The organism is Lysinibacillus sp. 38-6 (genome assembly GCF_046245175.1).
Taxonomy (GTDB): domain Bacteria; phylum Bacillota; class Bacilli; order Bacillales_A; family Planococcaceae; genus Lysinibacillus.
This window is the reverse complement of the sequence record NZ_CP176417.1, coordinates 616,881-641,008: the sequence shown is the minus strand read 5'-3', so window position 1 is coordinate 641,008 and position 24,128 is coordinate 616,881. Positions and strand designations below refer to the sequence as shown.

Sequence of the window (24,128 nt, the reverse complement as noted above, 5' to 3'; positions counted from 1 at the left end):
AAATGGAGTGATTATGGGAATGGCAAAGCATAAATTTCGTCATCTTATGGAGCATTTAGGTGATGCCGAAGAAAAAGTTAAATGGACACGTATCATTGCTCGTAATGCCCCTGTTGCGACAGCCCCACGTACCATGATTAACAATCAGACCATTTATCCTACAGTAAATAGATATTTTCATATTGTAGAGTCTGATTTGCAATTGACAAATGGGCTAACGCTTTCTGCAAAACTATTTACCGATGATAATGGTGTGAATGGAGAAGATTTTTCCATCGTTTATCCGAATGGTTATGTCAATCTTTTTATTAATGCTGTTATGCAGGAAGGTGGGATTTACTCCGTAACGCAGACTTCCCTTATATTACATGCGAATCATGCAACGATTTTTAGAGGAACTCCCATTATTATTGAATCAATTGGATTTTTTCCAGAGGTGATGTAAAACTTTTGAAAGGAGGTGAACTCGTGGCGCTTTCTATTATTCATCTGAATGTTAACGTCTATTGCACTTCAACAAGATTTTTCAGCATTTTAGCGACCCCTCTGTCCATTACAGATGGTACAACACTTGCTGCAACATCCTTCTTAACTGATAGTGGAAATCCTGCAACTACTTTTCCGATTGTAACAAATGGCTACTACAATCTTTATATAAATGGTGTACTACAAAAGGGCGAAGCTTACTCTGTTTCCGCAACAGAATTAACGTTTAATACGGTGACAGCTTCTATTGCCGCTGGAACCCCTGTCATCATTGAAGCGGTTGAATTATCAACTACTATATAAATAGTAGGAATGTATGGATGCTCTCACAAATCACAGCATTTTGTTGAGCATCCATACAATCGTTACTTATCCTATTTGCTGTCTTAACGTATCAATTTTCTTAGCAAAGTCCAGTGCATGTGGACCATCGCCATGAATACATAGTGTTTGAGCAGAAAGATGAATTTTCTTTTGTTGTACAGACATTACTTCATTGGCAGTCAAAATACCTTTAACATGGACAAGCATTTCTTCCTCTGAATGGATTAATGCATCGGGCTCTTCGCGGCTTACTAATGTGCCATCTTCATTGTAACGACGGTCAGAAAAAACTTCCTCAAAGACAAGTAAGCCCTTTGCCTTTGCAATATTCACCATTTCACTACCAGCTAAACAATATAAAACGTATGCTGGATTTAAATCATAAACAGCATTGACAACAGCTGTTGCTTTTTCAATATTATTTGCACTTTGATTGTACAGTGCGCCATGTGGCTTCACATGATGAAGCACGCCCTTTTCCACAGCAACAAATGCTTGCAAAGCGCCTACTTGATAGACGATCATATTATAAATTTCTTGTGCACTAACATCCATATTGCGCCGGCCAAACCCTTCCAAATCAGGATAGCCAGGATGTGCGCCAATCCGTACATTTTTACGTATAGCATTTCGGACCGTGTTATGCATGATGGTATGATTCCCTGCATGATAACCACAAGCAATATTAATTGACGTCACATAGTTTAAAATTTCTTCATCGTTTTTTAGTGCGAGAGCATCCCCGCTTTCACCCATATCGCAATTAATATCAATCGGCATAGTCATTCCTCCATTAAAGCAAATTTTATTGTGTTAAACATGCGCAATTGAGCAACTTTATGCAAATCATCTTCATGTATGGTTGCAATAATTGGATAACCACCGACTGTTTGGGCATCTGCCATTAAAACAATAGGTTCACCGTTTTGTGGCACTTGTATTGTCCCATATTGGGTCGCTTCTGATAGAATATCTTTCCTGTTTTCCATATGTAAGACACTACCCTTAAAATAATAGCCCATACGATTTCCCCCAGTAAATTGATACGGACTAGTTAAAAATTGGTGCTTGCTGTCGTCTGTAAATAATTCAAAATGAGGACCTTTAAAAATTCTTACTGTAAGCGCCGTTTGAAATAACGGGCGATAAGGTGCATAAAGCCCTCTTGTATAGGGTAGCGGCTCTATAGGCTGTCCATATAACATAGAGCCAACATTTAGTGCATGTCCTGCAATTGGCAAGCATGACTTACTGCCAAGTATGGATTCTGTATGGAATCCTCCTTGAGGCGTAAGATAGACAATTGAGCCATCTTTTACACTTTTGATGGATAAAATATCTCCCGCTACTAATTGAAAGGTTTTCCACATTTCTATCGGGCTACCATTTACTAAACAAAGACAAGTCGCACCAGTTAATACATATGTGGCCTCCTTTAAAGCTTGAAATTCAAAGCCCCCTATAAACATTTCAAATGACGTTTGGTTTTGTGCATTATTTAATATTTGATGGGCTAGTTGAAAGGAAACTTTGTCCATTGGCCCTGAAAGAGGAATACCAAAGGCACGATAGCCGAATCTTCCTTGGTCTTGCAGGCTACCATATACACCTTGTTTTTTTATTATAAGAAGTGGCTTCAATGGCTACACTCCTTTACTTTTTAATTCTAAAAACGTTTGTTTTGTAATTTCGTAAAATTGTACTTGATCTCCAAGCGAAAAGATAAACGGATCTTGCCGATGAATATCAAATAAATTGACTGGCGTCTTACCGAGTATATTCCATCCTCCTGGAGAATCGAGTGGATATATGCCCGTTTGTCCCCCTCCAATACCTACTGAGCTTGCAGAGACAAACGGGCGTGGTTTCGCTAATCTCGGTACAAATAATCGGCTATCTAAATCACCTAAGTACGGAAAACCTGGTAAAAAACCGATTAAATAGACACTATATACTTTCGCCATATGCATTTTTTTTATCTCTTCAAACGATAAACCCGTATAGTCGATGACACGTTGCATGTCCAAAGCAAATTCCTCATCATAGCAAATTGGAATATGCAATTGCCGACTCGTTTCTTCATCTAAAGCGTTACTTTGCATGACTAGCCATTGTTCTTGTAAAAAGTCTACATCTATTTTGTGTTGTACATATGCGGTAACTGTATGATAGCTAGCAACGCTTTCAATAAGGTTGGACTGTAAAGTTTTTTTCAGAAACCGATTAAACTTTTGAACAATATGAAAGTTTTCTTGTGAGATTACTTCATTAAATGCAAAACGAATTGTGTTGTGGCTAATCCACATCGTCTGTGGAAACTTAATGATTGGCTTCACGAATGGTTTCCTCGAGACAAAGCTTAATGCCCTTTAGTAAATCTTGCATATTCCAACCTGGTATTTTGCCATGCTGAATCGCCAATTCAAAAGATGCAGGAATATGAATAAAGCCAGCCAGAATACCTGTATGTTGCTTCGCGTAAACGAGCCCTTCATACATAATATTATTGCATAAGTAAGTACCGGCAGTATTTGAAATTTCTGCAGGATAGCCTTCTTTATTTAATCGCTCTACCATACGGCGAATCGGTAAATTTGTTAGATAGGCATCTTCCCCATCAGCAGCAATACTTTCATCGACAGGTGTATAGCCATTGTTATCTGGCTCTCCATCTTTGACATTAATGGCAATGCGCTCTGGTGTTATTTTATAGCGCCCTCCCGCTAACCCTAAGGACAAAATGATTGCTGGCTGTATTTCTGTAATATATTGTTTCAACTGTTGCGCAGATTGCTGAAAATCAACGGATAGCGTACGTCCTACAATTTCGTAGCCATCCATACTAGTGCCATGTAAAGTTTCAACAATTTGCATCGTTGGATTTATTTTATAGTCTAAAAACGGTTCAAATCCTGTTAATAATATTTTTGTCATGTTTTTCACCTAAATTTCTATTAGACGTTGCTTAGAACGACCTTTTAATTTTGTTTTGTTGAACAGCTATTTTCTTTTCAATTTTAACAAACAACTGCTACAAATGCTCTTGATTCTATGAAATAATGTTATTTTTCAAAATTTTCTTCTTATCTAGTAAACTATCAAATTGAAGCCCTAAATTGCAAAATGGCATAAATTAAAGAGTAAAAACCATTAAATGAATAATTACTTTCCCTATTTAATTACTATCCAAATACATTGTAGAAGGCTGAAATACAACATTAATATTTTTTAACTCGTATTTCACTTTTTCTGTTAGTTTAAGCCCCATTTCATTATGTTGCTTTTCTAAATTTTCACCTCCAACAATTAAGGTATCAGAATCCCAATTTATCCAAACACCATAATCACTAATCCATGATCTTAGCTGTATCTTTAAAGAATGAGAAATTTCCATTTTATCGATATCCAAATTAAAGCCACAAACCTTACACCATAACGGATCAGAACCTATATCTGCTTCCACTTTTATTTGCACTAGTTCCTTACAATTACATAATGAACACATAAATAACTCCACTCCCAAAAATTTTCCTTTAATAATATAAAATCAAAAAAAGAGTATGACGCAGGTCATACTCTTTAGGCGAATATTCATGTAAATTTAAAAAACTGTTAAAACAGGAGCACTAACGAAAGCGTTATTATTTTAAATGGGCAGTCGCCTGTTTCATGACGTATTTCCCCACTCCAATATAAATAGCCACCGTTGCTCCGATCAATACGAATGCCATTGCTGACCGCTCCTTTTCTTCTTATTTAGTAAGCTACAGCAAGGTATGCAGTAGCATGAAATCGTTGATTTTGAAAATCATTCTCATTAATATAATATAAATTTCGCGTTATTTCGTCAAGACATACTTTCATCTTACCCTTTTAACATGGTAAGATGTAGAAAAGTCGGAAAAAGGATGCGGTAATGATGAGTAATTCGAAGTACTTTCAAACTATTTTAAACGGGACAATCCATGCATTAAAAACGATTATCCCTATGGATATCCAAGTAAAAGCGCCAAGTATGATTTCGGAACCCTTTCAACAACAACAAATGGGTGTATTAATTGGACTTATTGGCGATGTTAAGGGACGTGTCATTATAGATTCCTCTCCTGACATCTTTAGCGGTATCGGCAGTTCCATGTTCGGCATGCCACTGGAAGGAGAAATGTTAGAATCTTTTACAGGCGAATTTGGCAACATGATCGCAGGTAATCTATGTACAGCGGTAGGACAAGAAAGCTTAGAAATAGATATTACTCCGCCAACCGTTATGGTGGGCAATACGAAATTATACGGCTTTGAAAAAGCGTTTGTACTACCCGTTACTATACCAGAAGTCGGCGCGCTAACGGTATTACTAACGATTGAGGAAGAAGTAATAACAGCGTAATCTTGACTCTTTCAAACTATACAATTTATGCAAAGATAGCTAGTATTTATGAATACGAAAAATCGTTATTCGCACAAAAAGGAGCTGACTAAAATGGAGTCAACTCCTTTTTTATTTCACATTTTTTTCACACAATCCCCTCGGTTGTGTGATTTTTTTCACATCAAAAGCACTTGAATTTTAATATCATGACTTTAAGAAAGCTACAATGACAGCGTAGGAGGGAGTAAAAAATGGCTAACAAAAAGAAATCAGAAGATAATCTAAAAGGTTCACTATATGGAGTTTTCGGTATCGGCTTTATTATTATTTTAATTTGGATTTACTGCTTCAATTTATTCATTGGACGTTTTTAGTTTTATAGAAAAAAGAACTATTTCATCAACAAAAAATAAGAAATACTACAGAGGAAGGACGACAGAAATATGCACATACATAAATACGAGAAATACTGGCTTGTATTTGGTGTAGCGACTTTAGTTGCATTTCTTATTATTCTGGGTATCGGTGCATTCCATCAAGGTTCGCATCCAAACAGTAATAAGAAAACCATCGATTACGAAAAAGTAAAAGAAATTGCACCATTTACTAATCCAGGTGTACACAAAGTTGAAGGGAAGGATTGGGACTACGAGGTCGTTATTTTAGCATCCGCATTCTATTACAATCCCCCTGAAATTGAAGTTCCGCTAGGGGCTAAAGTGAAATTTATCGCTACAAGTGAGGATGTTATTCATGGGTTTGAAATTGCCGGTACAAATATCAATATGATGCTTGAACCCGGTTATATTTCAGAATATGTAGCGGAAATCAACCAAGTTGGTGAATTTTTAATAGTATGTAATGAATACTGCGGTACAGGACATACGCTTATGCATTCTAGGCTAAAGGTGGTGGATCCAAATGACTCTAAATAATAATTTGGCTAGGGTAGATCGTCGCGATGCAAAACTAGCACTTGCCCATGTCTATGTGGCATTTATCGCCCTCTTATTAGGTGGTCTTGCAGGCTTATTACAAGTATTTGTACGTTCAGGACAATTTACCTTACCAGCCGGAATAGGCTATTATCAAGTATTAACCGTTCATGGTGTTTTACTCGGACTTATTTTGACAACGTTCTTTATATTCGGTTTCCAAATCGCAAGTGTTAGTCGTACATCTGGTACATTTACAGATAAGCAACGATTACTCGGTTGGGTTGGTTTTTGGTTCATGACGATCGGTACAGTTGCTGCTGCAGTGATGGTGCTATTAAATAAAGCAACTGTTCTTTATACTTTTTACGCGCCACTACAAGCTCACTGGATTTTTTATCTTGGGCTAACGCTAGTTGTAGTCGGCTCTTGGATTGGTGCGGCAGGACAAATTTTACGCTATGCACAATGGCGCAAAGAACATAAAGGCCAAACTTCACCGCTTTTATCGTTTATGGTTGTAGTCAATAATTTACTTTGGTTCGTGGCGTCTTTAGGTGTAGCAGTTTCCGTATTAACCCAATTATTACCTTGGTCACTTGGACTTATTGAACGTGTGGATGTATTACTTTCTCGTACATTGTTCTGGTATTTCGGTCACGCACTCGTATACTTCTGGTTATTGCCTGCTTATATGGTATGGTATGTAGTCATTCCAAAAGTTATCGGCGGGAAAGTTTTCTCTGACTCATTAGCTCGCTTATCATTCATGCTGTTTTTAATCTTCTCTGTACCGGTTGGTTTACATCACCAATTAACAGAGCCTGGTATTGATACAACATGGAAATTTATACAAGTTATTTTAACAATGGCGGTTGTCGTGCCTTCCTTAATGACCGCATTCTCCCTATTTGCAACGTTTGAATTACGTGGACGCGAACTTGGCGGTAAAGGGCTTTTTGGCTGGTTTAAAAAATTACCATGGAAAGATGCGCGCTTTTTAGTGCCATTCATCGGTATGCTAGCGTTTATTCCCGGAGGTGCAGGTGGTATTGTCAATGCCTCTTACCAAATGAACCAACTGATCCATAATACAATTTGGGTTCCTGGACACTTCCATTTAACATTTGCAAGTGCCGTTGTCTTAACCTACTTTGGTGCAGCGTTCTGGTTAATTCCTCATTTAACGGGTCGTACGTTAACGAAGTCGTTAAATTCGCTTGGTATTGTTTCGGGTGTATTATGGGGCGTAGGTATGACCATTATGTCCGCAGCTATGCATATTGCAGGATTGCTTGGTGCTCCTCGTCGTTCTGACTACTCCGAGTATGGCGGTGCTCAGCAGGCGTATGATTGGATTCCATATCAAATTGCGCAAGCTGTCGGTGGAACAATTTTATTTATAGCAATTTTAGTCATTACATTCGTCGTTATCAAATTAGCTTGGTTTGCGCCAAAAGGTGAAGAGGAATTCCCTATTGGTCCAATCCATGAAAGTAGTGGGCCAACACCACCAATTCTTGAAAACTTTAAAGTATGGCTCGTTATTTTAGTAGCGTTAATCATTTTCGCTTACACAATTCCAATCTTCGAAATTATTTCGAATTCACCAGCAGGCTCAAAAGGCTTTAAGCTTTGGTAAAGCAACAAGCGATTTCTCGTTATAGAGAAATTGCTTGTTTTTTATACCTTCTTGCCATTTAAGCCTTCCCCTACTCCTTCATGTAATATCTTGAACGGCTTTTTCAATGCAATGTACTTTCACTCTGTCTGATAGCCACTCGCGAGCATGTTTTGTTCTTTACTTTAATACTCTCCCTTACTTATACCTATTTAATATTTCTGCTGGAATATGACAATAATCATTTGGGAATCTAGCTAATCGATCTTGATGTTCTTCTGCACTTCTCAAATAGTTTGTAAGAGGTAACACTTCAACAACTATAAGCTCATAATCATTTCTCTCACTAATAAAAGCCTGTGCTTCATTTAAGTGTTCTAGCTTTTCACTATATACTCCTGTTCTATATTTCTCGCCAACATCCTGTCCTTGTTTATTCAAACTGTATGGATCAATGATTTCAAATAAATACCCCATTAATTCCCTAATTGTTACAACTGTTGGATCAAATTCTGTTTTTACACATTCGGCGTACCCATCATAATGACCCTCAAGTGTATGACTTGTTCCATTAGCTCTTCCTGCTTCTGTAAACTTAACTCCAGGTAGAGTTTTTATAAAAGCTTGTACTCCCCATAAACATCCACCTGCAAAATATACTACTTCCATATCGACACTCCTCTTTGTTTAAAAAATCCACTCCCAGTAAACTAGCTGAAAAAACAGTATTTACTAAGTCTACTACACGTGCTTCATCTATCATAGAGAGAGTAGAATAGGTCGTGGTCATCGTAAATTGCTGAAAAATCGCCTTTTTTCCAACGATTTAATATTTCTAGATATGTTTGATAATGAGAAAAGACCGCCTTCTCTTCTTCAACGATCTATATCAAGTTGTCAATTCGTTTCGGTGTCATCTCCATTGAACCTTTTTCTACATGTACTTCCCCTTTTAGATGCGCCATATTTAGCAGCACTTCTTGTACTAGTCGCTCATCAAACGTTTTATCTTCAATTTTCCAAACATCAAGCATATCGCCATGAACACCATCTACCCAAGATAAATCCCTAACCTCGGTTGCTGTAGATTCATTTCTTGCATCTTCAACAATGCTTGAATCAACATTTTTATTCATAATCAACATCGCAATTGCACCTAATACTATACCCATCGCAAAACCAACCAATATATAACTTTTTTTCATTTTAGAACCACCTCGTGGGTATTATCTCAAAAATCATTAAACTCCAACAATAGCAATAAATAAAGCCCCCTACTAACGCAGGAGACCTCTTTACTTTCATTACAACCAACTTCAAAAAGACTGTAAAGGATTTCTTGATGCTATAACATTTAGATATTTGTAAATATTATCAAAGAAGATTTGCGCATTCATAAGCCTTTGTTTAGTATTACGATAAATCTGACCTTTAGACAAATTAGTTTTGTCTACCAATATGAACTAACAGTATAATTCCTAGATAACACTCAACACAAACTCCCACTGAAAAGCTGACTTATAGGCTTTTCAGTGGGATTCTCTATTTCATGGAAGTGTTAAAACTTTAAACACGGTATTTTTTTAACAATAACAGAAATTTCTCTTGCTTTAGCTTCATTAAGCTTAGCTGCTTCTTAAGAAGTTATAGACTGTGAACCATTCATCGGGCTACAAACTAGCTATAAATTAAATAAAAAATAGTTAACCAGATTTTTTGACTGACCTTATAATACGAACGTCGCAGGTTAGTTGAATAAGAATAAGTATTATTTTGGAACCTTTTCCTATTTTTTGCGTTGAATTTACATATAGTTAGTTGTGAGTAACAAATAGCCTGAAATGGTAGTATTAGATACAGATACAAATGTATGTTCAGAATCAGAAAAAGCAAAATGAGAAGCAATAATCTTTGAGAATACAGCCATTCTGTTTCGGATGATGTTACCGTTAATAGTTATAACATTTATAAAGGAAGAGGGAAACACTTGAGTAAACGAGTATTAAGTCAACGAAAATCAAAAGAAAAAGAGAATCAACAAATGATGTTGCCTTTACGAATGAATATTCTATTTCTATTAATTTTTATTGTGTTCACTTTACTTATTTTCCGTCTTGGTTATATACAAATAGTTAAGGGTGATTATTACGTTGGCGAAGTAGAAAGTAAAGAGGAAATACAAGTGAATACGAGTGTTCCTAGGGGACGTATTTATGATCGTTATGGGCGTGTCTTAATTGATAATAAACCTGAAAATGCCATTACATACACGAGAATGCCGAAAATAAAAACTAATGAAATACTTACTATTGCAGAACAGTTAGCTGAGTTAATTGATATGCCAATTAACCGTGTGACATTTCGTGATAAGCAAGATTTTTGGATTTTAAAAAATAGCGAAGCAGCAATGAAGAAAGTCAAAACTGAAGAGATGGACATATTCAGATTATCCAAGGAAAACATATCAGAAAAAGAGGTGGATGAAGAGTATAATCGTCGTATGTTAGAACGTATTTCAGAAGAAGAATTAGCACAATTATCACCACAAGATTTAGAAGTGTTGGCGATTTATCGTGAAATGACGTCTGGCTATCTTTTATCGCCACAAATTATTAAAAATGAAAATGTGACTGATAAAGAGTTTGCATTGGTATCTGAACGATTATCAGAGCTACCTGGTGTTAATACTACAACAGACTGGAAGCGTGTACGCCATGTACCTTTGAGTGTTTTAGGTAGAACTACAACACCAAGTAAAGGAATACCAAAAAGTAAGAAAGACTATTATTTAGCACGTGGCTATTCGCGAAATGACCGTGTGGGAGAAAGTTTTTTTGAAGCTCAATACGAAGATCTTTTACAAGGTGAGAAGTCAGTAATAAAAAACGTTACTGATAGAGCAGGTACTATTGTTGAAACGTTAGTGACTGATGAAGGAGAACCAGGCAAAGATTTAGTAACAACACTTGATATTGAACTACAACTAGTGGCAGAACGTATCGTGGAGGATGCTTTATTGAAAATGAAGTCTGGCGGTGCTGGGAGCTTATTAGACCGTGCTTTCTATATCATGATGAATCCTAATACGGGTGAGATTTTATCGGTGGTTGGTAAAAAGGTGGAATATGACGAGGCAGGTAAGATGTATCTAGCGGATTATTCTTACGGGACATTTACGACTGCATATGAGATGGGATCTACAATCAAAGGAGCAACAGTCTTAACAGGTTATCGTGAAGGAGCCATTTCAGTTGGAGATAGACAAGTTGATGAACCGATTGTATTAGGAAGAGGGTTGGTGAAAAAGTCGATTTTTAATCCTGGTGGTAGAATGGTGATGGATGATTTAATGGCTTTAGAACAATCCTCAAACGTTTATATGTTTAAAACGGCCTTGAGCATGGGTGGATTAACATACCATCCATATATGGCGACAGCTTCGTTATTAAAGGATGATACTTTACAGCGTTTACGTAACGGTTATGCACAGTTGGGGTTAGGTGTACCAACAGGGATTGACGTACCTGGAGAAACAAACGGGGTAATAAATAAACCAGATTCGCCGGGTAAAGTACTTGATATTACAATTGGCCAGTTTGATACGTATACACCGCTACAACTAGCACAATACGTTTCAACGATAGCCAATAACGGTTACCGTGTACAACCCAGATTCTTAAAACAAATACGTAAACCTTCAAAAAATGGTACAACATTAGGTCCTTTAATTTCTGAGGTTGAACCGAAAATACTCAATCAAATTGAGAATACACAAACTGAAATTAATCGGGTAAAAGAAGGATTCCGTCGTGTATATTACGGGGCAAAAGGTTCGGCCCGTTCCTATTTTTTTGATACACCATATACAGCAGCTGGTAAAACAGGTACAGCTGAAGTAGTTTACTATGGACCACAGAAAAATCGCTGGAATACAAATACTATTAATTTGGTTCATGTGGGATTTGCGCCATTTGATAAGCCAGAGGTAGCTTATGCTGTAGTAATTCCATGGGCTTCAACTAATTTAAATCCTGGTACTTATTATAATAATATAATCGCTCGTCAGGTACTTGATAAATACTTTGAATTGCAAAATAAATATCAGGCTGAAGGGTTAACAGATAGTCTAGTAGAAGAAAAAATTCGTCAAACAGATACAGAAAAATTAAACGAAGATCAAGAGAAATCATCAATAATTGAATAGTATTTAGAATGCAAAGGAAATACAAAGATGTTTATTAAGAAGAAGAATGGTAATATAGTGTGTGGCTGTCCTATAAGTCCTTAAATGAAGACTACTGAACGAAAATTGACAATTTTTCGTTCAGCTTTTTTTGTTGCATTTTGTATGGATATTAATTATATCTATTATTCCCTACTATAGTGATATTCTACGTTCAATGCGCCAAAACTATCATATGGGAACGTTTTTGGAATTATTTTGTATAATTTATACAACGATAAAATTCTGTTATAGTAACTTAGGGTTTCTAACTTATTCCTCCATATAAATTACAATCAAATTCCATCTCTATGATATGTGAAGAAATAATACCACTTTGCGAGTACTTTCCTCCTACCGCAATTTTATATACAGTATTACCATCAATTAAAGACTCCTCATTGCCTAGTTGTGTCCAACTTCCATTAGCATCCGCAGCTTCCGAAGAAATACCGTAAAATACTGAAAACAGTTGCCTTCCCTTTGATGTATTTTTGTTTAATTGTGTATCAAAAGAACCTTTAAAAATAATGTTCGCTTCTTTGGAACCTATTTTTAACGTTACTGTCTTCGGTACTGATATCGGATTATAACGCTCATTATTTTCTACAACAACAATTGACGCATTAGCTCGCTCCTTTGCTAGCTTTTCAAAGTCTTCTATTTCAATCCAATATTCATCAAGAAAATCTGTTATAGCCTCTTTCACTAAAGTTAAGTTAAGGACATACTGAATATAAGCAGTAAAAAACAAACACCTCATTCAATTGAATGGGGTGTTTTACTCCCTAACTTTTATTTAGGAACGTTTATTAGGTTTGTTTTGTATACGTCATAAATCTTTGTTAAACTAAAGCACTTCGTTAGTTTTCCGTCTCCAATATATGCTTCTAACACCACATTCCGCTTGTTAACTTTATCTACTATATGAAATCCAAATTCTATAAAGATCTTTACCGTCTACCTCAATCTTATCTCTATGCAATGTAACATTTACATTTGTGTATTCCGCCCATTGTGGTATTAGTTCCGTTAAACAATCAATTACCTTTGCATCAGGAGTTGCATAACCGACATTTTCTTCTCTAAAAAAGCGATGTGAGAAATCTTGATACAATGAGTCCGTCCATTCATAAACTTCAAACTGAGAATCAAAAATCCTATTATCTTCTCTATATTGTCCATTTACCCAGTGTATTTCCATAATAATGCCTCCTCCTAATGAATACAGCGTTCAATAACACTATGCCCTATCTTTTTCGGGAAAGCGCCCGATTGTGGAAGATTATAACCATAATTCTTGTTAAACTAAAGCAGCCCGTTAGTTGAGAACTAATTTTACGTATAACTCCTTTATAATTTTTGTATGGTACTATATTATTCCGCTTGTTCTTTCATTAATTTATCAAGTGCTTTACCATAAGCATCTTTGTTTTCCTTACTTAACTCATAAAGTGCGTTTTTCCAATTATCTCCATCCACTCCTGATAAATGTGGAGTACTTTTTAGTACAGCTTCTTGCATATTCGGCTTATCCTCTTTACTAGCGTCTTTAATAAGCTTTATTGCTTTTCTTGCATCTGTTACCCCTACTTGTATGTCTTTGTGAATGTCTTTGTATTTATCAGGAACTTTTACAAATTCCATATTGTCTAAAATCTTATCCATCTTGTTTGCTGTTTTTAAAATATCTTTTTCTTTTTCTTTGTCTTCCATAGCTTCCATCGAGTTTACTATGAATAAATCCTTCATGTATTGAAACTCTACTAATTGTTCACAAATATAATAGGGATACTGTTTCTCTGATATTACTGTTTTCATTGTTGATTGGCTTAACTGCTCAGTCTTAGGAGTAGACTCTTTATTTTCTACCGCACAACCTACTAATAATAGAATAGGTATTGCTAATGATACGAGTTTTGTTGCTTTCATTATATATCCTCCTTTTAGAAAGTATTAAAACTGTATAAATCTTGTCTTAGCTTTCCGCTTAGTTGAGCGTATATCTTTGTGGTCTCACTCTTTTCATGACCCAGTAAACTTTGAATGACATCACCTACACTCTAATTCAAATTGAATAATTTCGAAATGATTTCCTCACTTCCTGGAGAAAACATAAATATTGAGAACGAAATACATAATAATCCAATTAGTATTGAGCTTAATCTTTTTATCCCAAGTAGCCCCTTAATCACTAAAAATAATCCTACAAATAATATCAAGAAATACCAAAACCCCATATTTCCCCTCCCTTTATAACTTAATATTACGACGTTACCATTCACTACAAAGTTCTTCCTAATTTTAAAATAATTACTCTTTTAGTTAAAAAGTATCCAATCATCCTTTAGTAAACCTTCAAAAAGTTGTTATTCCGTAATCTGGTCCTTTAATGCAAATGAGCGATGATTCTTGTTACAGAATGGCGCCCGATTGTTGAACAAGAGAAAAGAAATGAGTACATAATAAACAACCAAACAATAGGGCTTATTTTAAATGTTTACCCATTTTTGTTGATAAATTATTTAATAATAAAACACCCTATACCAGTTAGGTAAAGGGTGGAAATTACTGCATGTATCTATAGTGTTGTCAAAAATTTTGTGCGCCCATAGTAAGATAAGTGTTGTTTCCATCATGAATTGGTTATTTAATATTTAATAATCGTTCTTCCTAAATGGCGACCATTTTTAATCGCTTCAATCGTTTGAGGTAAATCTTGAAGCGAAATTTCATTTATAAGAGTAGTTCGGGAAATATTCCATTCATCCGCTATTTTCCCCCAAATATAACCACGATTTTCGATTGGTACATTTACAGAATCAATTCCCAAAAGGTTAATTCCTCTAAGTATAAACGGCAACACTGTTGATGTTAATTTTATACCTCCTGCATTCCCACACATACTCATACTTCCACCGTAGGAAATTTGAGGTATTAAAACAGAAGCAATTTCCCCGCCAACAGTATCTAGGACAAAGTCAAATTTTTGCTTATTTAACGGTTTATTTTGTACTCCTAATTCCTCTGTAAAAATGACATCGGTTGCTCCTAAAGATTTTGCTACTGCTATCTGGTGTTCTTTTCGAACTAAAGCAGAGATATTTTTGTAACCAGTTTTAGATAAAATTTGTAAAGCTATACTACCTACTCCACCAGTTGAACCAGTAACCAGAATCTTGGGATTATTATTTAAATCCATACCTTTGTCCTCTAAAGCCATGATAGAAAGGGCGGCCGTAAACCCTGCTGTTCCAAAAACCATAGCATCTTTTAAGGATAGATTGACTGGTAAAGGAACAATCCAATCTCCAGAAACTCTAGCATATTCTGCAAACCCTCCTGTATGGCTCATTCCCATAGCAAAACCTGTAACAATTACTTTCTGTCCCTCTGTGTAACGATCATCTGTTGTATGAACAACGGTTCCACTCAAATCAATTCCAGGAATCATCGGATAATTCCGAATAACTCCTCCATTTTTTTGAACAGCCAGCATATCTTTATAGTTTATTGAAGAATATGATACCTTAATTAAAACCTCGCCATCAGAAAGACTATCAAGATTAACATTTTCCAAACCATAAATTACTTGTTCTTGTTCCTCTTTTACAACAATTGCCTTGAATGTATCCATCGATACCTGCCCCCTTTTTGATACAAAACATTTCTGCAACAAAAATGTTTCATAACAAAAACTAACATGTTATTATAACTAATGTCAATATGGAGGAGATAATATGGAATTAAAAGATTGCATTAATTTTTTACTAAGCGCTAGCCAGAATAAAGTTTTTAAATATTTCAGCAAGCTTTTAGAGGACTATGGCGTAACACCAGCTCAATATGGTGTGTTGAATTGTTTGTGGAGAGAAGGACAATTATCCCCTAAACAAATTGGAGAAATGGTTTATTTAGAAGCCCCTACTGTCTCGGGGATATTAGATAAGATGCAAAAAGCTGAATTAATAGAACGTTCGATTGATCCAAAAAATCGTAGAAATGTTCTAGTGATGGCTACTCAAAAATCTGAAGTAATCAGAGATGAAATTGAAGCTGCAACAATTAAGTTGAATAATAAGGTTCTTCAAAACTTGTCAGATAGCGATACAGAAGTGTTGAAAAAAGCATTAGAAGTAATAATAAAGTCCGATTTTTCCTAAAAAAACAAATTATAATAATCCCCATCATAATCTTTTGATGGGGTAATCTTAAGCTGTTATTCCATTTAATGGCCCATTAATAAAAAAAATTGCTTCTCCTAGTTACAGAAGCGCACCGGATTGCTGAAGATCGTTATTGAACTAAAGCCCCCGTTAGTTCAATAAAACAGAAGCTGCCTGCTTATAAAAGCCACGCCTCTTAAATAGATTTATTTAGTTTAGATATGACTTCAATGATGAATCTTCTCAATTCATCGGTCCATATATATTAATTAAACTACCTGTATGAGCATCTATAACAACCTCGGTTTAATACCATTATATTCCGTTCTCACTTCCTATTGTTTTCTGTTTGTTAATTTGTTCAACAATCCATTTTTCGGATATAGAAATACGATGCTGTCTTTTAAATCCCAATAAAGAATTATCTTTCTCTACTCTTTGGGTGGATTTTGTAAAATTTCTTCTGCATTGATGATCGCTTCTCCTGAACTCATAATCAGTGACTTGTATATGTATAAAAAAATCATGATGGTTATAACAACTAATCCTAATAAACAAGTACTTATGGCCCTTTAATGGCGAAAAGCACATTCCTTATTAAAGAAATGCGACCTATTATGGAAAATGTATAACTAATATTTCACCTGTAAATTATCTTGTAGTATTTTCTCTGCAAGTTTAATGTTTTCTTTTAGAAATAAAGGTAGTTCCGTATGTGCAAGAACCTCTGATGTAGTCATCCAAATAACATCATCCACCTCTTCAGTACTTTTAGCGTAAGGTTCTCCAGATTTATGATGACATAGGAAAACTATATCGATTACATTTATCCCTGATTCTGTCACGAAGGAGGAGCTATTTACATATTTAATGCCTGTAATTTCGCTACCTACTTCTTCAAAAACTTCTCGTTTTAATGTTCTTTCCAGAATATCAGACGAATCACCTTCAATTTCACACTTTCCTCCTACTAATGAGAGACCTCCTCCAGCATGCTCCTCCTTTTCACTTCTGCGGATTAAAAGCCATTTCTCATTGCGACGAATTGCCCCTTCTACATTTACTACAAACATTAAATACCCCCTAAAATTTTCACATTATCCATAAACACTTGGCCCATTTCATTTCGTAGACGCATTTTTTTCTGCTGAAATGCGCACGGTTATAGAAACTCCATACAATATCCCATTAATCATATCACATACCAATTATCACCAATAACACTACAGCACTTTAATTTGAACTAATAATATGGCATATGGCCTTTTAATGAAAAAAGCACTTTCCTGATACTAGGAAAGCGCCCGATTGTTAAAGATCGTTTAGGATATTAATTTATTTAAGAAACATTTTTTTCTCTTTGCGAACAAATTCACATATCCAATAACCAAAAATGCATTTAAACCTCTGTATATTGTCCAATCTTTCTGAATTTCTCATAGCGATTTTCAATTAATTGTTCGCCATTTAGAGAATTCAATGCTTTTAGTGTGACGCTTATACATTCTTTTATATAAGATGCTTGCTTCGCAACATTGCGGTGTGCTCCACCAGTTATTTCAGGGATTATTCCATCAATAACGTCGAGCTCTTTTAAGTCAGGTGCTGTTATACGCATTGCTTCTGCAGCTTGCTTCCCTAGACTACCATCTCGCCATAAGATCGATGCAGCCCCTTCAGGCGAGATAACCGAATACGTTGAGTTCTCTAACATAAAGACGCGATTCGCTACCCCTAATGCAATGGCACCCCCACTTCCGCCTTCCCCAATAACAATACTAATGACTGGTACTGTTAAAATCGCCATTTCAGCAAGAGTTCTGGCAATGGCTTCACTGGGGCCGCGTTCCTCAGCTGCCTTACCTGGATAGGCACCTTTCGTATCAATAAAACAAATAATTGGGCGCTTAAATTTCTCAGCCTGCTTCATTAAGCGTAATGCCTTACGATATCCTTCAGGGTGTGGCATACCAAAATTGCGTCGAATATTTTCTTTAGTTGATTTTCCGCGTTGATGTCCAACAATTGTTACAGGCTGTCCTTCAAAGAGAGCAATTCCTCCAAGAATAGCTGCATCATCACCAAATGTGCGATCTCCATGTAACTCAATAAAGTTTTCACACATAGCTTCTATATATTGTAAAGTTGTTGGTCGTTCTGGATGTCTAGCAACCTGTACACGATCCCATGGCTTCATATTGGCATAAATAGATTGTTCTAGCTGTGTTAGACGTGTTTCAAGCTTTTCGATTTCGCCTGTCATATCTACATCTACCTCTGTAGCAATCGTTTTTAATTCATCAATTTTTTCTCGTAATTGAACTACTGGTTCTTCAAAAGCTAAATTTTTAGACATGATGCACACCCCCTTTTGTATGCATTTTTACAAGCATTACTACTTGATTTCGTAAATCCTTCCGATGGAAAACTGCATCAAGCTGACCATGCTCTAATAAAAACTCCGACTTTTGGAAATCATTCGGTAATTTTTCTCTTAATGTTTCTTCAATGACACGGCGACCAGCAAAGCCAATCAATGCTTGTGGTTCAGCAATATTAATATCTCCAACAGAGGCAAAGCTTGCTGAAACGCCTCCGTATGTTGGATGCGTCATGATCGAAATAAATAATAGTCCTTCTTCACTATGACGTTTTAATGCCACACTCGTTTTTACCATTTGCATTAATGATAGAATACCTTCTTGCATGCGCGCTCCACCACTAGCAGTAAAAATAATAACCGGTACACGTAATTCAATAGCTTTTTCAACGGCACGTGTGATTTTTTCTCCTACAACGGAGCCCATTGAGCCCATACGGAAATGAGAATCCATAATGGCTACAACAATTTCTTCTCCATCAAGAGTACCTAACCCAGTCAGTACAGCTTCGCTTAATCCCGTTTGTTGTTTAGCCACTGAAATTTTTTCTACATAATCAGGGAAATTAAGTGGATTACTTGTTTGTAAATGATCATCCATTGACACAAATGAACCTTCATCTAAGAAATATGCTACGCGCTCCTGTGCAGTCATTTTGAAATGATGGTCGCATTTTGTACACACTTTATGATTTTTTTCTAATTCTTTTGTTAACTGAATGTGACGGCATTCTGGACATTTTGTCATCAGTCCTTCTGGAAATCCCTTTTCCTGTCCGCCCTCTTTCTTATTACCAAATAAGCTTCGTATTACCATGTTTGACTCCCCCTTTGTTGTCTAAATGCCTTGTTCAGCATTTATCCACTGTTGGTAAGCTTTTAATACTACTTTTTCATAGCCAGCTACATCGATTTCAACATAGTTTGAATGATTAATTTTTATCTTCTGTTGAGTGTCGATTTTAACGGTCACCGGCATAAACTGCTAACTGAAACCAGACTTTTAGTGAAAGACGATTTCCTGACGTGATGATTATTTCTCGTAAAACAACCCGACAATTAATCGTACTTTCTATCTCTAGCTTTACAAAAAAACTGCCTCACACTGGTTGTGTCAACTTATAACGCGAATGGCTTCTTTTTCATGAATTTGTCGCGCTAATGCGACATCCTTTTTGATTTTCATCTTCTAATATAAACATCGACAATAGTTCTACGAACTGATGCTTTTGTAGAAGCTAGAAACGTATCTTCCCCATGTCTCGTTTCAATAAGACCTATTAACTCTAAACTTCGCAATGCCTCTCTCACAGAGGATCGCCCGACACCTAGACGTTCTGAAAGGACTCTTTCGGAAGGTGACTTTTCACCAGCCTGTATTTTTTCTATTTTAATAAGTTGTCGTAATTGTTGGACGATATCTAAAAATACTTTCTTTTGTTCGGTTTTTTTATCCATACGATCAACTCCTCGGTCAATCGATGCGCCTTGGAATCATTGTTACTGTCGCTTTCCTTTCGCGCAGATAAACAATGCATCCAAATTCTTTATCTTCATTCAGTAGGTGTTGGATACCTACTAAAAAGAAACAAAAGCCACCATCTTCAGATGATGCGTCTCTTACTGAATGAATCCAAAAGTGGTCTGGCCACTTTTGAAGTTGGCTTTATCTTACAAAATAATTATTTGAAAGTAAAGAAAAAACTGCATAAAAATTGATGCAGTTTCTAAATTTCCCTTCAATTTCATATTCTTTTCGTCGTTTGTACATGTTTTATTTTCACATGAGGTCTACCAAAGCGCTTATCAAGCGTTCTCTCAATGTAAAGCAATTCATCTTGTAGTAACAACTCATGAACAAAAGGAAAATCCAAGAAATGTTAGTTTAACAGCATTTCTTGGATTTCAGTCTCTCTCCAAACTTTTATTTGGAAACGTTTATTAGAGTTGTTGTGCATATTTTAAAATCTTTTTTATTATTTCATATTAAAAGCTCAAACAAGCATAACCCCGTTCTAATTTAGGACGGTTGAAGTTCTATTTGATATTAATGGTTTTTAACCCTTTTTCTCTATTCTGTTGGAGATGTAGGAGTTCCAACTTTTTCACGTTGTTCTTCAGCCTCTTGAGGGATACCAATATTTTCTGTATCTACCCCACCATTTATCCTTCCGAATTCTGAAGGGTCATAAACGTTGTAAAATGCTGTTATTATAATAAAAACGGCTACTGAAGCAAAAAGAAGTCCTATAGAAATAAATAGAGCCAACTTTTTTCCATTCTTCTTTTCATTTACCATATTAAACCTCCTATAAATACATCTTTATACAAAAATTTAAATCCAAAATAAAAGCCTTTATGTAGTGAGCTATGTTCTATTGATTTTTTATATCATCTTTTTGTTGATAATTGTATTGTACTATACATGTTATTTCTAAAAAAGTACAATTTTAGAAATAACGCCACATTAACTCCACCCCTGTCAATTAATGAATTGTTCCTACAACGCATTACACCTCCTTGATAAGGTAAGCTCCCAAAGCGTCGTTCGAAACTTTCGTTAAATAATGTTATTTAATCGAAAAAAAAGCGCCGATCCTTATTATAGAATCGCGCCCGATTGTTGAAAGTAAAAAGACTGTAAGTAACCTCAAAATTCATTGAGTTGGTCTGCAGTCTAAATAGTGCTCATTATTGAACACTATTTTCTGGTTTTAATGGTTTTGTAAAATAAAATTTGATGTGCGATTTTTCTTCTTCGGGCGTTAATAAACGAATCGCTTTTCCATTCTCTCCATTTTGCATTTCCCAGATAGAATTATGGTCATCAACAGCATTAGAAAAATCACCTAACGACCATCTCTCCAATATTTTCATATATACATCGCCATTATCGTAATTATTCATATTGAGTTTTGCTATTTCTAACAATCGATCTACTTTGGCTTGTGTTATTTGCGTATTTCCTAGTTTTTCGTCATTTTCAGTTTTGACTTTTTGGTGGGACATGTTATGAATGATGTTTCTCATTTTAAATTCTTCTAAATCGTCAGGATATGGCACCTTTTCTTTTTCTTCAGGAATAGTATTATCTTCAAACGTTACTTCAACATGTCCAACGGCTGCTTTTTCTTTTTCGGAAGTAGGATTCCCCATCTGTTCAGTGAATTTGATGTAACCAAAAAAACCTCCAAAAATGACCAATACTGCAATGATAACAATTGCCGACTTTGTCTTTCTCTGCATATTAGTAAACCTCACTTATAATTTGTATGTAATTGTTTAATTGGTTTTTTTATATAATCAGGTTAATAATAACAAATTTATTGAAATTAAGTCCCTGGATAATCTCAGTTGCTAGGAGCACCTCTTTACATTGTATATGCGTGTTATCCAAATCAAAATTGAGTTCATTAATTTCAACGAAGTAGATGTATAATAGAGTTGCTCCACAACCGCTTCCCTATGCGGATATATGAAAATTGATTAACCCTCAACAAGCCCATAATATTTATAAAGTTTACCTTCTGATTCTACGAGTAAAATTGGTCCTCCAATTTTTTCTTTAACCGAAAAGACTTTTGCACCAACAGGCAATTTATTCGACATTTCGTCTTCAAAGTTTGTACCTGTATCATTTTTTGTTTTTATTTCTCCTACCTGCTCCTCTTTTGTTAAGGTTAATTCTTCTATCCAATCAATTCCAGTCTTATATATCACTCCATTGAACTGAAAAATATCGGCTTCAGGATTTAATTTTAAAACCTCTTCCGCATTAGGATTTCCAGTTGTATAAACTTCTACTTTTCCAATATCCGATGAATTAGAACATCCAACAGCAATTAATAAAACGAATATAACCAAACCAAAAAATAATCTTAACACTTTCACGTTATCCCTCCCTGGATTATTAGACGGATATAGGTTATTTAAGTTACCTATTTGTTCCATTAATTGGCCCTATAATGCAAACGTGCGCTGATCCTTATTGCAGAATCGCGCCCGTTAGTTGAACAACATCTATTTCTTTGGCTCTGTTAAATTTAATGTTGTTTTTAAATATTTTAGGAATCCGATGTACTGTGATTTCCCATTTTGGATAAAGTAAGAAAAATATAGATTTACAACAATAAGGAATATACACGATTTTATGCAAGATAGAGAACACTTCCAACAAGCACAAATACAGTCACATCAACCATTTGAGCCATCTGTATAAAATAGGGTATAAAAAATGTTCACAAGAAAAGGCACAAACGCTGTAAATCAACATTTGTGCCTTTTTAAACTGTCCCCAAACTTTGATTATGTTTATTAGGTTTAATTTGATTACTTTATAAATCTTTGTTTCACTAAAGCCTTTGTTAGTAGAGTAAGCCAGTATTAAAAGGATGAAAACGAATCATCAACTATTTCTCCATCATTTAGGTTAAACCTCATTTTATAGGTACCCAACTCATCTTCATTATGTATAACTGATAGATATGAAATAATATAATCATATTCATATTGGTTGTACGAGTCTTTACTCCAAGCACCAATGAAAAGTCCTATACTATCTAAACTAAGCTTTAATTGACTTTTATCAATGTTTCCGTCAAAAAATGGTTCTCCTTCTTCCTTTTCAAAAGAATTAATATAGTACCAAAACCCTTCAATTATTTGCTTCTCAACTTTATATTTTTCTGCCCATTTTCTTAATTGTTCTGTGTCCATTTCGTCCCCCAATTATAACTGTTTAATTCTTTATACCCTAGATACGACTAAATCAATTATTATTTCAACCTGCATCGTTAGTTGAAGTATAACCTTCCCAAAGCGTCGTTTGGGGGACTTTTCTTTGCCTAAGCTTCACAATCATTCTAAAATCAATTCTCTCTATAATAAAAAAGATGACCAATAAGCCGGATTACTTTATTAACCATTTATTTCTCATTTTCATTCCGAGTAAAAATAGGACTAAAACATATAGCCCTATCATCATGGCAGTTAAGAGCTGATGCTTTCCAAATTGAGCACCTGCTAGCGTAAAAAACATCATTGTTGGGACCTTTCCAATTGTGGTTGCAAATAGAAAAGAGCTGAAACGAACCTTTGTTACACCCGCTATGGCGTTAATGGCAGCAGAAGGCATTATAGGAATTAATCTGGCAATAAGTACTGCTAAAAAGCCATTTCGCTCAAGTAGTTGAAAAAATTCATCTAGCCTTTTCCATTTCTGTACTTGTTTTAACGCAATTCCTTGAAATGCATATCGGCAAAGAAAAAACATGCAAATGGAGCCAAAAACAGTTCCACCTAAGCTAATGAATAATGCTAATGGTATTGAATAGGTCGCTGCTATAATCCCTACAACTAAAGGAATTGGCACAGCAGGTATAAATGCTAACATTGCCATAAGAAAAAAACTGCTGATTCTTGTCATCCATGAATCATGTTGAATCCAATTTAATAAATCATCCATTTTCTAAGTTGTCCTTTTCTAGCATTACTCTCAAATTTTTTATCGCCCAAGTTTTCTTCGTGTTACATTGTTTAGTCCTTCTAAAATCATCTGAATAGTTATGAGACGACTCGCAAAAAATGACCAGATATATATAATATACTTTTTAAGCTAATTGTAAC

At 35.4% G+C, this 24,128-nt stretch carries 30 protein-coding genes; 8 read left to right on the top strand and 22 right to left on the bottom strand.

Translation table 11 applies throughout. The annotated features are described in order from the left end of the window. Positions 1-19 precede the first annotated feature (19 nt). Both ACKVEV_RS03355 and ACKVEV_RS03350 read left to right on the top strand, forming a co-directional pair. Positions 20-445, top strand: coding sequence for a DUF4183 domain-containing protein (locus tag ACKVEV_RS03355; protein ID WP_409368986.1), 426 nt, complete (start codon positions 20-22; stop codon positions 443-445). Positions 446-468: 23 nt separating this feature from the next. Further along, complete coding sequence (locus ACKVEV_RS03350) at positions 469-789, top strand: DUF4183 domain-containing protein (protein WP_409368985.1); 321 nt, start codon at positions 469-471, stop codon at positions 787-789. A 66-nt stretch (positions 790-855) separates the two neighbouring features. Here ACKVEV_RS03350 and ACKVEV_RS03345 read toward each other — a convergent pair whose 3' ends face one another. From ACKVEV_RS03345 to ACKVEV_RS03325, 5 genes are all read right to left on the bottom strand, one after another. Further along, on the bottom strand, positions 856-1,590 hold the full coding sequence (locus tag ACKVEV_RS03345; protein WP_409368984.1) for a 5-oxoprolinase subunit PxpA: 735 nt from the start codon (positions 1,588-1,590) through the stop codon (positions 856-858). Between the two features lie 2 nt (positions 1,591-1,592). Continuing rightward, positions 1,593-2,450 (bottom strand): biotin-dependent carboxyltransferase family protein, encoded by an 858-nt coding sequence (locus tag ACKVEV_RS03340; RefSeq protein WP_409368983.1) that lies wholly within the window; start codon positions 2,448-2,450, stop codon positions 1,593-1,595. A gap of 3 nt (positions 2,451-2,453) precedes the next feature. Beyond that, positions 2,454-3,146, bottom strand: a complete 693-nt coding sequence (gene pxpB / locus ACKVEV_RS03335) for a 5-oxoprolinase subunit PxpB (RefSeq protein WP_409368981.1) — start codon at positions 3,144-3,146, stop codon at positions 2,454-2,456. Then, positions 3,130-3,744 carry a pyroglutamyl-peptidase I gene (locus tag ACKVEV_RS03330; protein ID WP_409368980.1) on the bottom strand — a complete coding sequence of 205 codons (615 nt, stop codon included), beginning with the start codon at positions 3,742-3,744 and terminating at the stop codon, positions 3,130-3,132. Before ACKVEV_RS03330 ends, pxpB begins: the two co-directional genes overlap by 17 nt. A gap of 241 nt (positions 3,745-3,985) precedes the next feature. After that, on the bottom strand, positions 3,986-4,327 hold the full coding sequence (locus tag ACKVEV_RS03325) for a hypothetical protein (RefSeq protein WP_409368979.1): 342 nt from the start codon (positions 4,325-4,327) through the stop codon (positions 3,986-3,988). Between the two features lie 402 nt (positions 4,328-4,729). Between ACKVEV_RS03325 and ACKVEV_RS03320 the strand changes: the two genes are divergently transcribed. The 4 genes from ACKVEV_RS03320 to ACKVEV_RS03305 all read left to right on the top strand — a co-directional run bounded on the left by ACKVEV_RS03320 (position 4,730) and on the right by ACKVEV_RS03305 (position 7,756). Beyond that, positions 4,730-5,197, top strand: coding sequence for a chemotaxis protein CheX (locus ACKVEV_RS03320; RefSeq protein ID WP_409370491.1), 468 nt, complete (start codon positions 4,730-4,732; stop codon positions 5,195-5,197). 233 nt (positions 5,198-5,430) lie between these two features. Next, on the top strand, positions 5,431-5,553 hold the full coding sequence (locus tag ACKVEV_RS03315; protein WP_409368978.1) for a hypothetical protein: 123 nt from the start codon (positions 5,431-5,433) through the stop codon (positions 5,551-5,553). Positions 5,554-5,622: 69 nt separating this feature from the next. After that, on the top strand, positions 5,623-6,114 hold the full coding sequence (locus tag ACKVEV_RS03310) for a cytochrome c oxidase subunit II (RefSeq protein WP_409368977.1): 492 nt from the start codon (positions 5,623-5,625) through the stop codon (positions 6,112-6,114). Next, positions 6,101-7,756, top strand: a complete 1,656-nt coding sequence (locus ACKVEV_RS03305) for a b(o/a)3-type cytochrome-c oxidase subunit 1 (protein WP_409368976.1) — start codon at positions 6,101-6,103, stop codon at positions 7,754-7,756. Before ACKVEV_RS03310 ends, ACKVEV_RS03305 begins: the two co-directional genes overlap by 14 nt. A 177-nt stretch (positions 7,757-7,933) precedes the next feature. Here ACKVEV_RS03305 and ACKVEV_RS03300 read toward each other — a convergent pair whose 3' ends face one another. From ACKVEV_RS03300 to ACKVEV_RS03290, 3 genes are all read right to left on the bottom strand, one after another. Continuing rightward, entirely contained in the window at positions 7,934-8,404 is a 471-nt protein-coding gene (locus ACKVEV_RS03300) for a peptide-methionine (S)-S-oxide reductase (RefSeq protein WP_409368975.1), read from the bottom strand. A gap of 83 nt (positions 8,405-8,487) precedes the next feature. Next, the gene (locus ACKVEV_RS03295) at positions 8,488-8,568 is read right to left on the bottom strand and encodes a hypothetical protein (protein WP_409370490.1); all 81 of its coding nucleotides are present in this window, start codon (positions 8,566-8,568) and stop codon (positions 8,488-8,490) included. 51 nt (positions 8,569-8,619) lie between these two features. Continuing rightward, a complete protein-coding gene (locus ACKVEV_RS03290) occupies positions 8,620-8,940 on the bottom strand; it encodes a hypothetical protein (protein ID WP_409368974.1) in 321 nt (106 codons plus the stop codon). An 836-nt stretch (positions 8,941-9,776) separates the two neighbouring features. Between ACKVEV_RS03290 and ACKVEV_RS03285 the strand changes: the two genes are divergently transcribed. Continuing rightward, on the top strand, positions 9,777-11,939 hold the full coding sequence (locus ACKVEV_RS03285) for a peptidoglycan D,D-transpeptidase FtsI family protein (RefSeq protein WP_409370489.1): 2,163 nt from the start codon (positions 9,777-9,779) through the stop codon (positions 11,937-11,939). 286 nt (positions 11,940-12,225) lie between these two features. Here ACKVEV_RS03285 and ACKVEV_RS03280 read toward each other — a convergent pair whose 3' ends face one another. The 4 genes from ACKVEV_RS03280 to ACKVEV_RS03265 all read right to left on the bottom strand — a co-directional run bounded on the left by ACKVEV_RS03280 (position 12,226) and on the right by ACKVEV_RS03265 (position 15,594). After that, positions 12,226-12,711, bottom strand: coding sequence for a hypothetical protein (locus ACKVEV_RS03280; protein ID WP_409368973.1), 486 nt, complete (start codon positions 12,709-12,711; stop codon positions 12,226-12,228). Between the two features lie 162 nt (positions 12,712-12,873). Beyond that, complete coding sequence (locus ACKVEV_RS03275) at positions 12,874-13,161, bottom strand: hypothetical protein (protein ID WP_409368972.1); 288 nt, start codon at positions 13,159-13,161, stop codon at positions 12,874-12,876. 173 nt (positions 13,162-13,334) lie between these two features. After that, entirely contained in the window at positions 13,335-13,889 is a 555-nt protein-coding gene (locus ACKVEV_RS03270; protein ID WP_409368971.1) for a hypothetical protein, read from the bottom strand. 718 nt (positions 13,890-14,607) lie between these two features. Then, complete coding sequence (locus ACKVEV_RS03265; protein WP_409368970.1) at positions 14,608-15,594, bottom strand: YhdH/YhfP family quinone oxidoreductase; 987 nt, start codon at positions 15,592-15,594, stop codon at positions 14,608-14,610. A gap of 103 nt (positions 15,595-15,697) precedes the next feature. On the opposite strand from ACKVEV_RS03265, the gene ACKVEV_RS03260 reads away from it, so the two are divergent. After that, the gene (locus tag ACKVEV_RS03260; protein ID WP_401008925.1) at positions 15,698-16,120 is read left to right on the top strand and encodes a MarR family winged helix-turn-helix transcriptional regulator; all 423 of its coding nucleotides are present in this window, start codon (positions 15,698-15,700) and stop codon (positions 16,118-16,120) included. A 635-nt stretch (positions 16,121-16,755) separates the two neighbouring features. On the opposite strand, the gene ACKVEV_RS03255 is transcribed toward ACKVEV_RS03260, so the two are convergent. The 10 genes from ACKVEV_RS03255 to ACKVEV_RS03210 all read right to left on the bottom strand — a co-directional run bounded on the left by ACKVEV_RS03255 (position 16,756) and on the right by ACKVEV_RS03210 (position 23,967). Continuing rightward, entirely contained in the window at positions 16,756-17,196 is a 441-nt protein-coding gene (locus ACKVEV_RS03255; RefSeq protein ID WP_409368969.1) for an NUDIX hydrolase, read from the bottom strand. 326 nt (positions 17,197-17,522) lie between these two features. Further along, positions 17,523-18,479: an acetyl-CoA carboxylase carboxyltransferase subunit alpha gene (locus ACKVEV_RS03250; protein ID WP_409368968.1), complete on the bottom strand. Its 957-nt coding sequence runs from the start codon at positions 18,477-18,479 to the stop codon at positions 17,523-17,525. Beyond that, on the bottom strand, positions 18,472-19,320 hold the full coding sequence (gene accD, locus ACKVEV_RS03245; RefSeq protein WP_409368967.1) for an acetyl-CoA carboxylase, carboxyltransferase subunit beta: 849 nt from the start codon (positions 19,318-19,320) through the stop codon (positions 18,472-18,474). Before accD ends, ACKVEV_RS03250 begins: the two co-directional genes overlap by 8 nt. 21 nt (positions 19,321-19,341) lie before the next feature. Next, positions 19,342-19,476, bottom strand: a complete 135-nt coding sequence (locus ACKVEV_RS03240) for a hypothetical protein (RefSeq protein ID WP_409368965.1) — start codon at positions 19,474-19,476, stop codon at positions 19,342-19,344. 209 nt (positions 19,477-19,685) lie between these two features. Further along, on the bottom strand, positions 19,686-19,961 hold the full coding sequence (locus ACKVEV_RS03235) for a FadR/GntR family transcriptional regulator (protein ID WP_409368964.1): 276 nt from the start codon (positions 19,959-19,961) through the stop codon (positions 19,686-19,688). A gap of 613 nt (positions 19,962-20,574) precedes the next feature. Beyond that, complete coding sequence (locus tag ACKVEV_RS03230; protein WP_409368962.1) at positions 20,575-20,802, bottom strand: hypothetical protein; 228 nt, start codon at positions 20,800-20,802, stop codon at positions 20,575-20,577. Between the two features lie 392 nt (positions 20,803-21,194). After that, on the bottom strand, positions 21,195-21,749 hold the full coding sequence (locus ACKVEV_RS03225) for a DUF6241 domain-containing protein (RefSeq protein WP_409368961.1): 555 nt from the start codon (positions 21,747-21,749) through the stop codon (positions 21,195-21,197). Between the two features lie 240 nt (positions 21,750-21,989). After that, positions 21,990-22,394, bottom strand: a complete 405-nt coding sequence (locus ACKVEV_RS03220) for a hypothetical protein (protein ID WP_409368960.1) — start codon at positions 22,392-22,394, stop codon at positions 21,990-21,992. A gap of 492 nt (positions 22,395-22,886) precedes the next feature. Continuing rightward, positions 22,887-23,219 (bottom strand): hypothetical protein, encoded by a 333-nt coding sequence (locus ACKVEV_RS03215; RefSeq protein WP_409368959.1) that lies wholly within the window; start codon positions 23,217-23,219, stop codon positions 22,887-22,889. Between the two features lie 193 nt (positions 23,220-23,412). Further along, positions 23,413-23,967 (bottom strand): TVP38/TMEM64 family protein, encoded by a 555-nt coding sequence (locus ACKVEV_RS03210; protein WP_409368958.1) that lies wholly within the window; start codon positions 23,965-23,967, stop codon positions 23,413-23,415. Between the last annotated feature and the right edge of the window lie 161 nt (positions 23,968-24,128).